Source organism: Janthinobacterium sp. 35 (assembly GCF_002754575.1).
Lineage (GTDB): Bacteria > Pseudomonadota > Gammaproteobacteria > Burkholderiales > Burkholderiaceae_D > Janthinobacterium > Janthinobacterium tructae.
Genome location: NZ_PEFN01000001.1, coordinates 154,713 through 166,660, shown reverse-complemented (window position 1 = coordinate 166,660; position 11,948 = coordinate 154,713). Strand labels below are relative to the sequence as shown.

The 11,948-nt window shown below is 62.0% G+C and carries 12 protein-coding genes; 6 read left to right on the top strand and 6 right to left on the bottom strand.

Annotated elements, in window-relative coordinates; all coding sequences use genetic code 11:
• Positions 1 to 61 precede the first annotated feature (61 nt).
• The gene (locus CLU93_RS00810) at positions 62 to 2,002 is read left to right on the top strand and encodes a methyl-accepting chemotaxis protein (RefSeq protein ID WP_099759600.1); all 1,941 of its coding nucleotides are present in this window, start codon (positions 62 to 64) and stop codon (positions 2,000 to 2,002) included.
• A gap of 6 nt (positions 2,003 to 2,008) precedes the next feature.
• On the opposite strand, the gene CLU93_RS00805 is transcribed toward CLU93_RS00810, so the two are convergent.
• Positions 2,009 to 2,908 carry a LysR family transcriptional regulator gene (locus CLU93_RS00805; RefSeq protein WP_099759599.1) on the bottom strand — a complete coding sequence of 300 codons (900 nt, stop codon included), beginning with the start codon at positions 2,906 to 2,908 and terminating at the stop codon, positions 2,009 to 2,011.
• Between the two features lie 109 nt (positions 2,909 to 3,017).
• Between CLU93_RS00805 and CLU93_RS00800 the strand changes: the two genes are divergently transcribed.
• A complete protein-coding gene (locus CLU93_RS00800; protein WP_099759598.1) occupies positions 3,018 to 3,950 on the top strand; it encodes a DMT family transporter in 933 nt (310 codons plus the stop codon).
• Here the strand turns inward: CLU93_RS00800 and CLU93_RS00795 are convergent, their stop codons facing one another.
• Positions 3,951 to 4,829 (bottom strand): serine hydrolase, encoded by an 879-nt coding sequence (locus CLU93_RS00795; RefSeq protein WP_099759597.1) that lies wholly within the window; start codon positions 4,827 to 4,829, stop codon positions 3,951 to 3,953.
• Positions 4,830 to 4,974: 145 nt separating this feature from the next.
• Entirely contained in the window at positions 4,975 to 5,403 is a 429-nt protein-coding gene (locus CLU93_RS28115) for a hypothetical protein (protein WP_180287773.1), read from the bottom strand.
• On the opposite strand from CLU93_RS28115, the gene CLU93_RS00790 reads away from it, so the two are divergent.
• Together CLU93_RS00790 and CLU93_RS00785 are read left to right on the top strand one after the other, a co-directional pair.
• Positions 5,371 to 6,501 (top strand): sensor histidine kinase, encoded by a 1,131-nt coding sequence (locus CLU93_RS00790; protein WP_180287772.1) that lies wholly within the window; start codon positions 5,371 to 5,373, stop codon positions 6,499 to 6,501. The genes CLU93_RS28115 and CLU93_RS00790 overlap by 33 nt on opposite strands.
• On the top strand, positions 6,498 to 7,247 hold the full coding sequence (locus CLU93_RS00785; RefSeq protein WP_099759595.1) for a LytR/AlgR family response regulator transcription factor: 750 nt from the start codon (positions 6,498 to 6,500) through the stop codon (positions 7,245 to 7,247). The genes CLU93_RS00790 and CLU93_RS00785 overlap by 4 nt, the downstream gene beginning before the upstream one ends.
• Positions 7,248 to 7,313: 66 nt before the next feature.
• Here CLU93_RS00785 and CLU93_RS00780 read toward each other — a convergent pair whose 3' ends face one another.
• Positions 7,314 to 7,532, bottom strand: coding sequence for a TOBE domain-containing protein (locus CLU93_RS00780; protein WP_099759594.1), 219 nt, complete (start codon positions 7,530 to 7,532; stop codon positions 7,314 to 7,316).
• Positions 7,533 to 7,655: 123 nt separating this feature from the next.
• The gene (locus CLU93_RS00775) at positions 7,656 to 8,720 is read right to left on the bottom strand and encodes a hypothetical protein (protein ID WP_099759593.1); all 1,065 of its coding nucleotides are present in this window, start codon (positions 8,718 to 8,720) and stop codon (positions 7,656 to 7,658) included.
• A 141-nt stretch (positions 8,721 to 8,861) separates the two neighbouring features.
• On the opposite strand from CLU93_RS00775, the gene CLU93_RS00770 reads away from it, so the two are divergent.
• Entirely contained in the window at positions 8,862 to 10,010 is a 1,149-nt protein-coding gene (locus CLU93_RS00770; RefSeq protein ID WP_099759592.1) for a helix-turn-helix transcriptional regulator, read from the top strand.
• Positions 10,011 to 10,053: 43 nt separating this feature from the next.
• On the opposite strand, the gene CLU93_RS00765 is transcribed toward CLU93_RS00770, so the two are convergent.
• Entirely contained in the window at positions 10,054 to 11,010 is a 957-nt protein-coding gene (locus CLU93_RS00765) for a sulfate ABC transporter substrate-binding protein (RefSeq protein WP_165829587.1), read from the bottom strand.
• A gap of 401 nt (positions 11,011 to 11,411) precedes the next feature.
• Here CLU93_RS00765 and CLU93_RS00760 point away from each other — a divergent pair, with 401 nt between their 5' ends.
• Positions 11,412 to 11,942, top strand: a complete 531-nt coding sequence (locus CLU93_RS00760; protein ID WP_099759590.1) for a GNAT family N-acetyltransferase — start codon at positions 11,412 to 11,414, stop codon at positions 11,940 to 11,942.
• Positions 11,943 to 11,948 lie beyond the last annotated feature (6 nt).

Here is an 11,948-nt window from a genome sequence, read left to right as displayed (position 1 = left end):
TGCAAAAGCACTGTTTTTTGCCACTATTTCACGCCATTAAAATCGAAACGAGGAGTCCATCATGTTGTCTTCCCTTCGCACGCGGCTGGTGCTCATTTGCGTGGCCATTGTCGTACTGTCCATGCTGGCCTTGTCGGTTGCCAATTACGTGACGACGCGCAGCAGCATGCTGGCGTCGTCGGACCAGCAGATGCAGCAACTGCTGCACAGCCAGTCGGCCGTGCTGGCGCAATGGGTCGATGGCAAGAAAAAGGTCATGGCGTCCGTCGTCATGTCGGCCGAGACGCCCGATCCGCTGCGCGCCTTCCAGATCGCGGAAAAGGCCGGCGATTTTGCGGAAGTGTTCATCGGCTATGCGGACAAGCGCTCCGTATTTACCCATCCCGGGCGCCCGGCCGATTTCGACCCGACGGCGCGCGCCTGGTACACGGACACCGTCAAGGCGGGCGTGCCGATGCTGACGCCGCCGTACGTGGACGCTGCCAGCCATAAGCTGGTGGTGTCGTTTACGGCGCCCGTCGGGCCGAAAGAGGCCTTGGTCGGCGTGGCGGGGGCGGACGTGCTGCTCGATACGGTCATCGCCAATGTGGTGGCGATCAAGCCGACGCCGCACAGCTTTGCCTTCCTGGTCGACCAGAGCGGCACCATCATCGCCCATGCGGACAAGGAACTGAGCCTGCAGCCGCTGTCCAAAATCGATGCGGCGCTGTCGGCCGCGCAGGTCAACCGGCTGGAAAGCACGCGCACGAGTGAGGCCGTGCGCCTGAACGAGCGCGACGGCATGCTGTACGTCACGCGCGTGGCCGGTACCGACTGGCTGCTGGCCGTGGTGCTCGACCAGCAGGAAGCCATGCAGGCCTTGCAGACGATGCTGACGACGGCCACCATCACGGCCGTGCTGCTGGCCGGCGCGGCGGCGGTGCTGCTGTCGCTGCTGGTCTTTAAAATGCTCAAGCGCCTGGAACTGGTGCGCGATGCGCTCGACGATATCGCTTCCGGCGAAGGCGACCTGACTCTCCGCCTCGACGCTTCCGGCGTGGATGAACTGGCGCAGATCGCGGACGCCTTCAACCGCTTCATCGACAAGATCGCCGCCGTGCTGGTGAAAATCCGCACGGCCAGCGAATCGGTCAAGGTGTCATCAATGGAAATCGCCGCCGGCAACCAGGACCTGTCGTCGCGCACGGAACAGCAAGCCAGCTCGCTGGAAGAAACGGCCGCTTCGATGGAGGAGCTGACTTCCACCGTCAAGCAGAACGCGGACAATGCTCGCCAGGCCAACCAGATGGCGCAGTCGGCGTCCGGCGTGGCCAGCAAGGGCGGGCAGGTGGTGGCGCAGGTGGTCGAGACCATGGCCTCGATCAACGATTCGTCGAAAAAGATCGTCGACATCATCAGCGTCATCGACGGCATCGCTTTCCAGACGAATATCCTCGCGCTCAATGCGGCCGTGGAAGCGGCGCGCGCGGGCGAGCAGGGACGGGGCTTTGCCGTGGTGGCAACAGAGGTGCGCAGCCTGGCGCAACGATCGGCTGGCGCGGCGAAGGAAATCAAGCTGCTGATCGACGATTCGGTGGGCAAGGTCGATTCGGGCGCGCGCCTGGTCGACGAGGCCGGCTTGACGATGCAGGAAATCGTCGACAGCGTGCGCCGCGTGACCGATATCATGGGCGAGATCACGGCCGCCAGCGTCGAGCAGAGTGCCGGCATCGAACAGGTCAACCAGGCGATTGCGCAGATGGACCAGGTGACGCAGCAGAACGCGGCCCTGGTGGAAGAGGCTGCGGCTGCGGCGGAAAGCCTGCAAGACCAGGCCGGCACCCTGGCGCAGGTGGTGGGCGTGTTCAAGCTCGATGAGGGGCAAGCAGCGCAGCAGCAGAAACCGCAGCCGCAGCCAGTCCGGCCCGTGGCGCGGGCAGCCATCGCGCCGCGCCTCGCCAGCCGTCCCGCAAAAACGCCCGTCGCCAAGCCCGAGCGCAGCGACGAGTGGGAAACGTTCTAGCAGTTGCTAGGAGCGCCGGGGCGCCAGGGTCGGCGCCATCTGCTTCGCCACCGCAAAAAAAGCGTTGGTGGCGGGCGTGTTCTGGCGCCGGTCGCGCACGGCCAGGCCCACCTTGCGGCTGACGGGCGGATGTAACGGCAAGGCGACCAGTTCCGCATACTGCTCGCGCAGGCGCTGCGGCAGGGCCAGTTCGGCGACGATGGACAGGCCGTCGCCGCGGCTGACCATGTCGAGGATGGTGATCACCTGGCTGATACGGTAGGGGACATTGGGCTGCAAGCCCGCGTTGGCGAACAGCGGTTCGATCAGGCAGGCGCAGCCCGCCTCGGACATGATGAACGGTCCTTCGCACAGCTGCGCCAGGGTGATGGCCGTTTCGCTGGCCAGCGGGTGGCTGCGCGGCACCAGCGCCATCATCTGGTCTTCCACCAGCGGCGCCGTATCGAAGCGCTCGTCGGGCAGCACGACGAAACCCACATCGACGCGGCGTTCGCGTATCCACTGCACCACTTCATGGTCGGCGCCCTCGTCGATGCGCAGGGTGATGCCCGGATAGCGCAGGCGGAACTGCGCCGTGATGGCCGGCAGCAGGTTCAACGACGAGGTGGGGCCGAACGAGCCGATGCGCAGGCTGCCCTGGCGCTGGCCCAGCACGTCGGCCGCTTCCTGGCGCATGGCTTCCGACAGGCCGAGGATTTCACGCGCGCGCAGCAGCAACTGGCGGCCCACGTCCGTCAGCTCGGCCGACGCCTGGTGGCGCACGATGAGGTCCACGCCCATTTCCTTTTCCAGCGCTTTTAACGCATGCGAGACGGCCGACTGGCTGATGCCCAGCTGCGCGGCGGCGGCGGAAAAGCCATGCAGTTCGGCCACCAGGGTAAAAATTTCCAGTTGCGTGAAGGTCATGCTGTGGCTTTCCTGTGCTATGAGTATTTACTCATTATTTCATGAATTGATATTAGTATTAATATATATCTGCAGCGTCCGCTGCACAAGCGATATCATAGGACTTTCCATGCGCACTACCGCCATACCATCCGCCGCCTTGCCTGCCGTGCAATCGCCGCTCGTCTATCTGAAACTGATTTTCGTCGCCCTGTTCTGGGGCGGCACCTTTATCGCCGGCCGCGTGCTGGCGCAGCAGATGCCACCGATGACGGCTGCCAGCGGGCGCTTCGGCGTAGCCGTGCTGTTGTTGGTGCTACTTGCATGGAAACTCGAAGGGGGCTTGCCGCGCCTGGACCGCAAGCAATTGATGACGACGGCCGCGCTGGGCCTGACGGGCATCTTTCTGTACAACCTGTGCTTCCTGGCGGCCCTGTCGCGCATGCCGGCCGGACGCACGGCCCTGTTCGTGGCCCTGAATCCCATCGTCACGGCGCTGGCCTCGGCCATGCTGTTCCGCGAACGGCTCGGTTCCTTCAAGTGGCTGGGCATCATGCTGGCGTTTTGCGGCACGGCCATCGTCATCACGCGCGGTGACCTCGGCGGCGTGCTGCACGGCACGGGCGGCGGCATCGGCATGGGCGAGGTGTTCATGTTTTGCGGCATCTCCAGCTGGGCCGCCTATACCCTGATCGGCCGGGTCGCGCTGAAGGGCCTGAGCCCGATCGCCGCCACCACGTATGCCTCGATGTGGGGCCTGGCCTTTTTGCTGGTGGGGGCGGTGGTGGAATTCCCGACGGTGCCATGGCACAGCTTTGGCTGGCAAGTGTGGGCTGCCATCGGCTACCTGGGCGTGTTCGGCACGGTGATCGGCTTTGTCTGGTATTACGAGGGCGTCAAAGCGCTGGGACCGTCGCGCACGGCCGTGTTCAACAACCTCGTGCCCGTGTTCGGCATCGTGCTGGCGGCGGTGCTGCTGGGCGAGCCCGTGCTCGTCTCGATGCTGGTGGGCGGCGCGGTGACGATCGCCGGCGTGGTGATGACCAACCGGCAAGCGAAATAGTTACTTGGCGCGGCGGCGCTTGCTCGGTTTCGCCGGCGCCTTCTTGTGCCGGCTGACGGAGGCGCGCATCACCTTCGGCTCTGCGATGCCGTTCTCGGCCGCCAGCATGCGGCGGATGTTGACGGCGTCCATGGCGCGCACGGAATTGGCGCGCGCGTTGAGCAGGATCATGGTGGCGAACTTGCCGGCCGACTTGATGCGCATGATCAGGCAGCGCCCCGCTTCATTCGTGTAGCCGGTCTTTGACAGGCCGATATCCCAGCCCTTGGCGCCCACCAGGCGGTTCGTGTTGTGGTATTCCACGTCGCGGCCCTTGATCTGGATCACGTCCTTCGAATCGGTGGTGATGCGGCTGATTTCCGGGTAGCGCGAGGCGGCCACGGCCATCTTGACCAGGTCCGCTGCCGTCGACTGGTTGTTCGGCGACAAGCCCGTCGGCTCTTCGATGACGGTCTGGCGCATGCCCAGGGCCTTGATCTTGGCATTCACGGCCACGGCGAACGCCGTCGGACCACCGGGGAAGGTACGCGCCAGCGAGGCGGCGGCGCGGTTGTCGGACGACATCAGCGCCAGTTGCAGCACGTCGTGGCGGCTCAGGGTGGCGCCCACGGGCACGCGCGAGGTGCTGTGTTTCAAAGTGTCAACATCCTCGCGGTCGATGCTGATCTCTTCCTGCATATTCGCCTTGGAGTCGAGCACGACCATGGCCGTCATTAGCTTGGTCAGCGAGGCGATGGGCACCACCACGTTGGAATTTTTTTCAAGCAAGATTTTGCCTGTGCCGTCTTCGACTACCAGGATCGACTGGGAACCGAAGGGCACGGCGATGGCCGCTGTCGAAAGCGTCATCAGCACCGCGGCGAACATTTTTTTGAGCATGGGATTTGTATGTGGGAAAGCAGTTTTGGGGCGCCATCAAGGGCGCTGCGCGCAAATCCGGAACGGGGCCGCGCGGGGACGCGGCGTGTATCTCGGAGGCAATATTTGCCAAGCTTAAACAATACCATTAAAGATCAAGCGATGTCTACGGTACAAGCCCGCAACAGGCGGCGTTGCGGCCAATTTGGCAAATAAATGGGGCTATTCTTGCCGTAGTGAAAATTGTTGTGCATTTATTGATTTCGTCGTGGAAACTTCGTATTGTTTCAGCAAGATTGGCAGCGATGCTCTGATAGATGCCACGCGCTTCGTCGTTGATGCCCGCCAGTTCGTCGTTCGTCACCTGCTGGTATGGCACCGATGGGCGCCGCCATAGACTGCGTTCATACCTGACTAACGCAAGAGGAGAACGCAAATGTGGAAGAGATACACCGTGTGGTACCGCAGTGTCGATGCTGAAGCCTTGCTGGTGCTTCAGCATCCCGAGATGGCAGAACATGTCCAGGGCCGCTGGCGACGCTGCATCGCAAGGCGGCTGGCAATGCTGACGCCCATCGAGCGCCGGCAGTTCCATGCTTTCATGGAAAAATATCGGGGCATGGCCTTTTTTATCGCCGCAGTCAAGCTGATGCTGCTGCTCAGTGTGTTGGGCGTCTTGCTGCACCTGATGGTTCCAGACAAACTGGATTGGGGCAAGGCTTTGCTGCTGAGTAATGTCCTGGGCTTTGCGATGGCATGGGGTGTCCTGGGCGTGTGGTTCAACTATCGCAAATTGGTGCGAAGGAAGATCAGGCTGTTGATCCTGTCGATGCTGTTGTTGCCATTCCTGGGAGGTTTGCTGATAGGACTGCTGTTATCCATTCTCGATGCCGGCAGTTCGCTTGCCGAATCCATGGCGCACGGTGCCCGCATCGGCGGCTATGCCACTGCCACCGCCAGCCTGATTTATCTGGTGCCGATGTCCATCGTTGCCCTGTGGCGTAACCGCGAATACGAAGCGCTGTTCCTGCAGATGCAGCAGGATGGCGAGCGCGCCCGTCTGGCGCGCGCGCTCAGCGAATCGCAGCTGCGCCTGCTGCGCGCGCAGATCGAGCCGCATTTCCTGTTCAATACCCTGGGCGCCGTGCAGCAACTGGCCGAGCAGGGAGCGCCCAGGGCCGCAGCGCTGACTGCCGACCTGATCGCCTTCTTGCGCGCCAGCCTGGCCGAGATGCGCAGCGAGCAAGTGCCCTTGCAAAGCGAGTTCGACATGGTGGCCGCGTATTTGCGCGTGATGCAGGCGCGCATGGGCTCGCGCCTGCGCTATGCGCTGGACTTGCCGGCCGAGTGTGCGCACGCGACGATACCCAGCATGATCTTGCTGACCCTGGCGGAAAATGCCATCAAGCACGGTATTGAACCATCGTTGCGCGGCGGCGAGATCCGCCTGTCGGCGCTGCGGGTGGACTGCATGCTGCACCTGCGCGTGCAGGACACGGGCATGGGCTTGCCGGCCAGCGGCGCGGGCAGCGCGCCTGGAAGTGGCCTGGGCCTGGAAAACGTGCGCAGCCGGCTGATGCTGTCCGATCCGTCTGCCAGCCTGAGCCTGCGCGACGGCGAAGAGGGCGGCGTGATCGCCGAAATAGTGTTGCCCATTAACATTGCATCCAGCCTGAAAGAATCTGCCGCATGAACACCTCCATCCTGATCGCCGAAGACGAACCCTTGATGCGCGAGCGCCTGCAAATGCTGCTGGCGCAAGCCTGGCCCGAGGCGCAAGTGGTGCTGGTGGCGGAAAACGGCAACGACGCCTGGGACGGTTTCCTTGAGCACGAGCCGGACGTGGTCTTCCTTGACATCCGCATGCCTGGCCTGTCGGGCCTGGAAGTGGCCGAGCGCATCGGCAAGCGCGCCCACGTGGTGTTCGTCACGGCCTACGACCAGTACGCCGTCGATGCGTTCGACGCGGGCGCCGTCGACTATCTGTTGAAACCCGTGCAGGCCGAGCGGCTGCAGCGGGCGCTGGCCCGGCTGCGCGACAAGCTCGGTGCGCAGCCGGCCGACATGGCCAATTTATTGCAGTCGCTGCGCGCCGCCCTGCCGGCGCCGCCGCGCGACAAGTTGAAATGGATCAAGGCCAGCGTGGGCAAGCAGATCCGCCTGATCGACATCGACGACGTGCTGTTCTTTCAGGCCGACACCAAGTACACGCGCGTGGTGCTGGCCGGCTCGGAAGCGCTGGTGCGCACGCCGCTGAAGGATTTGCTGGGCGGGCTCGATCCGGAACAGTTCTGGCAAATCCACCGCGGCACCATGGTCAACGTGAAAGCCATCGAGGCGGCCGAGCGCATCGACGCCGAGCGCATGCAGGTGCTGGTGCGTGGCAGCACGGAAAAGTTGCCCGTCAGCCGCACGTTTACGTATCTGTTTCGCGATTAGCCTGCAATGCAAACGCCGCGCCGCTGCCGGATGGCAAGGGGCGCGGCGTCGGTGGGTGGACAAGGCTTACTGGATCTTGGCGATCGACACTTCCGTCGATTTCACCAGGGCGATGACTTCGCTGCCCACTTTCAAGTCCAGGTCCTTGATCGAGCGCGAGGTGATCACCGACGTGACGATGCCGTGCGGCGTTTCCACGTCCACTTCCGAGACCACGGGGCCAAAGATGATTTCCTTGATCTTGCCGCTGAACTGGTTGCGTACATTCACTTCCGAGATAGCCATGATATTTCCTTTGTGCCCGTAAAACGCCGTGCGGCGCGACATGACCAGAGTACGGCGCGCGCACGGTTTTGACCACGAATCGATGCGCATATCGATATGCGAAAAGGCTCATGTGGAAGTACGTCAGGGCGTAGCAGCAAGGTGCGTGACCGCGTTCTTAAGGACGAGGTCACATCGCGCCATCATGTCCATATATTTTTCGGGCAGTTGCTTGTTGCGACTGAAACGGTTGAGCATGTTGATGCACATGTCAGTCAGATGATTTTTCTGCAAAATCTGCTCAACAATATGCGCCGTGGCCTTAGCGATATGCTCTGCTGCTGTTGGAGAAAGCTGATTACCGCTCTCATCGGGCAAGGTCATAAACCCGGCTTGTACTTTGCTTGCTTCGACTTGTCGTTCCAGTAACGATACCTTTTCCAGGGCAGATACCACCGCCAGCCGCGCGGCTACTACCTCAGTCGGCGCGGAACTGTTCTTGCCGTCTTTGGTCTGATCTTCAAGAAGCGCCGCTCTGTCGGGGTGATCGCCGGTACGCGCGTTTTGCGTGCCTGCCGTGTCGTTCAATTGTGTCAGAGCTGTTTTCTTGTCGTTGAGATCAAGTTTTGCCTGTTCGAGTGTGTTTTGCAATTGCTTGGTGGCCTCCATGTCTGAAAGCGGCAATTTGGCTGTCTTGCGCGGAGTCATCACGCCCGTTAATTGCTCGATGGCCAATACTCCTAATGTGAGATCCTGCGAGCGCGCCATGAGCATCATTACATCGCCGTCGGAAAGCCAATTGTTTTGTGCGTATGCGCAGATACGGAATAGATGCTCGCGCATCAAGGTGATCGATTGCGAATGCAGGCCGATACTTTGCGAATTGGCCTGCAACGCATTCGATACCGAAGCTGCGTTGCCTTCGGTGCTGACAGATGCGCCTAGCGATGAAATATAGGCTTGCAAGGCGTCGGGGGTAGGCTCGGCACAGATCACGCCTTCGGCATCGGCATATGCCAGGCGTTGCGGCGCATCCAGATGTATCGCAGTGCCATGCCTGGGCAGTGCCGTAGTGCGATCGATGGTGTTGAAATTGGCGCAGGCCGAGAGCGACAGCATTACCGCGCTGCTCACTGCCAGGCGCCAAGAGGTATGGGTGAGGCGAGCCGACACAGTATTGTCGGAAACGCTGGTGTGTATGGCGGGCATGATCTGACTCCTTGAACGTTGATGGTTACATTGATCGGCTGGCGACAGCGCCGCAGGCCGCCGCCATTGACCACATGGTGCATGGCTTGGTGCGCGTACACATCCTTCATATGAAGGATGTGGTGCTATTGGGAGGGGGGCGTGAATACAGAAGGCGCCGATCCTGTCATCGCCGCCTTTTACCGGGCGGCATTGGAACCGCTGCAGTGGAGCGTGGCGATGCGCGCGTTCGCCCGGCTGGCGGGCGGTGAAGTCGCCTGCTGTTTCCTGAAGGCGGAAACGGGTGCTGTGCCGTCGCGCGGCTATGTGACCGGGCTGGACCAAAGTGCCTGGGAGGACGGTTACCGCCGCTACTATCACGCGCTCGATCCCGGCTATGCGGTCCTCACCCAGGGGCCGCCTGGGCACATGCACTTGATGCAAGACTACTTCAGCGACCAGGCCGTGGCGCGCAGCGAGTATTTCCAGGATTTCTATTTGCGCGCGGGCGTGCGCTATTCATGCAGCGGCGTCGTGCGCGACAACGGCGCGCTCACCATCCTGTCGGCGCACCGCGCCGCCGGCCAAGGTCCCTATGATCGGAACACGCGCGGCCAGTTGCAGCGCGTGCTCGATCATTTGCCGCATGTGTTTCGCCTGCGCGATACGGCACAGCAAGCCCAGGCGCATGGCGCGCTGGCCTGGGAAGCGCTTGATGCCTTGCCGCGCGCCATCTTGCTGGTCGACGCCTGCCTGCGGCTGGTCTTCATGAACCTGGCGGCGCAGCGGCTGCTGGCCGCCGCGCCTCAGACGCACACCTTGATTGCCTTGCGCGGCGGCAGCGTGGACGTGCGCGCCAGTTTGCTGCAGCAGCAACTGGCGCAACGCGTGCGGCAAGCGTGCGCAGGGCTGGCCTGCCACCGTCCCGCTCCCTTGTATGCCTGCGATGAGGATGGACGGCCGGCGCTGGAAATTGGCGTCCTGCCATTGCCCGTGCGCATAGGACCGGACGGTGCCGGTGATGGGGCGACGATGGTCATGCTGTCCCTGCGGCCGTTGTTCCGGGCGGGGCGGCAGCACTGGCCGGGCACGGCCGAGCGTCCTTGCGGGTTGACGGGCGCCGAGTGGACGCTGGCGCTGGCGCTGGCGGACGGCGTGGAGCCTGCCGAGTACGCGCAGCGCAAGGGCGTGTGCATCAGTACCGTTCGTAGCCAGATACAGGCGATCCTGGCCAAGACGGGCACGCGCCGCAGCAGCGAGATCGCCAGCCTGTTCAGCGCACTGGAGTGGGACGCTGGCGCAGCGCCATAAAAAAACCGGGACAAGTCCCGGTTGTTGGTTGATGCAGATCAGATTACTTCTGATAAATCTTGTCGAACTCGCCACCGTCGTCAAAATGTTTCTTTTGCGCCTGTTTCCAGCCGCCAAACACATCATCGATGGTAAACAGGCTGATCGGCTTGAAGCTGGCCGCGTATTTCTTCGCGACTGCCGCCGAACGGGGACGCAGGTAGTGCTTGGCGACCAGTTCCTGTCCCGCTTCCGAGTACAGGTATTGCAGGTAGGCCGTGGCTTCCTTGCGCACGCCGCGGCGGTCGACCACCTTGTCGACGACGGCCACCGGCGACTCGGCCAGGATGGAGATGCTTGGATACACCACTTCGAAGTTGTCGCCGAATTCGGCGCGCACCAGTTGCACTTCATTTTCAAACGTCACCAGCACGTCGCCGATTTCACGCTGGGTAAAAGTGGTGGTGGCGCCGCGGCCGCCGCCGTCGAGCACGGGCACGTTCTTGAACAGCTTGGTCACCAGGTCGCGCGCCTGCGCTTCGCTGCCGCCTTTTTTCACGGCATAGCCCCAGGCTGCCAGATACGTGTAGCGGCCGTTGCCCGAGGTTTTCGGGTTCGGCACGATGACCTTGATGCCGGGCTTGGCCAGGTCGTCCCAATCCTTGATGTGTTTCGGGTTGCCTTTGCGTACCAGATACACCATGGTGGAATAGAACGGCGCCGCATTGTTCGGGAATTTCTTGGCCCAGTCGGCCACCACCAGGCCGCGGTCGACGAGGATATCGATGTCATTCGCCTGGTTCATGGTCACGACGGACGCTTCCAGGCCATCGGCGACGGAGCGCGCCTGCTTGCTGGAGCCGCCGTGCGACTGCTTGATGGTGATGGTTTCGCCCGTTTTGGCTTTCCAATCAGCAATAAACGCGGGATTCACATCCTTGAATAATTCGCGCATCACATCGTACGAGGCGTTCAGCAAGACCACGGGTTCGGCGGCGGACACGCTCATGGGCAGGCTCATGGCGGCGGCGGAAGCGGCCAGGGCGCTGGCCAGGAACCAGCGGCGCGAGCGTTGGGTGAATGTCGCTGCGGCAGTCGATACGGCGTTGGAATGGGGCATGTTGAACTCTTGTTGTGAGAATAGACAGTCATAGTCTAAAATTCCGGCCGGAAAAGAAACGAATTTTTCGTAATATGCTTAGATCCGATTCCCGTTTGCGCTAAAAAACAGATATCGATTTCTGGAAACATTCGTGGGCAAGATGCGCATCAGCACTTAGTCTGCAGCCATCGCGTCATAGGCAAATCGGTCCTGTGGCGTGGCGCGAAAAAACCCGATCGCGCTGCTTGGTGTATAGTCGAATGGCGCGATACAGGGGTAAAACCGTCTGCATCGGCAACTGGAATATTTTGTGAGCGTACATGAGTCTTGAAATTCGTATTGCAACATCGACCGACGCTTTCGAGGCGTGCAACGTATTACGACGCTCCATCGTCGAATGCTGCGGCCTCGATCATCGGGGCGATCCGGCCATCCTGGAAGCCTGGCTGGGCAATAAAACACCGCAGATGGTGGCGTGCTGGTTTGCGTCGCCTACCAATTTTTCGCTGGTCGCAGTCGAGCAGGGCGCCGTCGTCGGCGTCGGCTTGCTGACGCGCGCCGGCAAGCTGGCCCTGTGCTACCTGCTGCCCGAGGCGCAAGGCCAGGGCGGCGGCAAGGCCCTGGTGGAACAGCTGGAAGCGCAGGCGCGCGAGTGGGGCATCAAGGCTCTGCAATTGCACAGCACGGCCAGCAGCCAGGCCTTTTTCGTCAGGCAGGGCTATCTTGAGGCGGGCAATGTGCGCTCGCCGTATGGTGTGGAAACGATTTTCTGCTGGAAACAGATTGACCCCGCAGGGATCGCCACCGGCGACCCCAAGCGCAAGCGCTTTTGCAACTGCAATTCGGCCTGACGGCTA

Bases quoted from the DNA above. Each gene is read 5' to 3' on its own strand.
- CLU93_RS00810 (WP_099759600.1), top strand. From the start codon at position 62: ATGTTGTCTTCCCTTCGCACGCGGCTGGTGCTCATTTGCGTGGCCATT.
- CLU93_RS00805 (WP_099759599.1), bottom strand. From the start codon at position 2,908: ATGACCTTCACGCAACTGGAAATTTTTACCCTGGTGGCCGAACTGCAT.
- CLU93_RS00800 (WP_099759598.1), top strand. From the start codon at position 3,018: ATGCGCACTACCGCCATACCATCCGCCGCCTTGCCTGCCGTGCAATCG.
- CLU93_RS00795 (WP_099759597.1), bottom strand. From the start codon at position 4,829: ATGCTCAAAAAAATGTTCGCCGCGGTGCTGATGACGCTTTCGACAGCG.
- CLU93_RS00790 (WP_180287772.1), top strand. From the start codon at position 5,371: ATGCTGACGCCCATCGAGCGCCGGCAGTTCCATGCTTTCATGGAAAAA.
- CLU93_RS28115 (WP_180287773.1), bottom strand. From the start codon at position 5,403: ATGGAACTGCCGGCGCTCGATGGGCGTCAGCATTGCCAGCCGCCTTGC.
- CLU93_RS00785 (WP_099759595.1), top strand. From the start codon at position 6,498: ATGAACACCTCCATCCTGATCGCCGAAGACGAACCCTTGATGCGCGAG.
- CLU93_RS00780 (WP_099759594.1), bottom strand. From the start codon at position 7,532: ATGGCTATCTCGGAAGTGAATGTACGCAACCAGTTCAGCGGCAAGATC.
- CLU93_RS00775 (WP_099759593.1), bottom strand. From the start codon at position 8,720: ATGCCCGCCATACACACCAGCGTTTCCGACAATACTGTGTCGGCTCGC.
- CLU93_RS00765 (WP_165829587.1), bottom strand. From the start codon at position 11,010: ATGAGCCTGCCCATGAGCGTGTCCGCCGCCGAACCCGTGGTCTTGCTG.
- CLU93_RS00760 (WP_099759590.1), top strand. From the start codon at position 11,412: ATGAGTCTTGAAATTCGTATTGCAACATCGACCGACGCTTTCGAGGCG.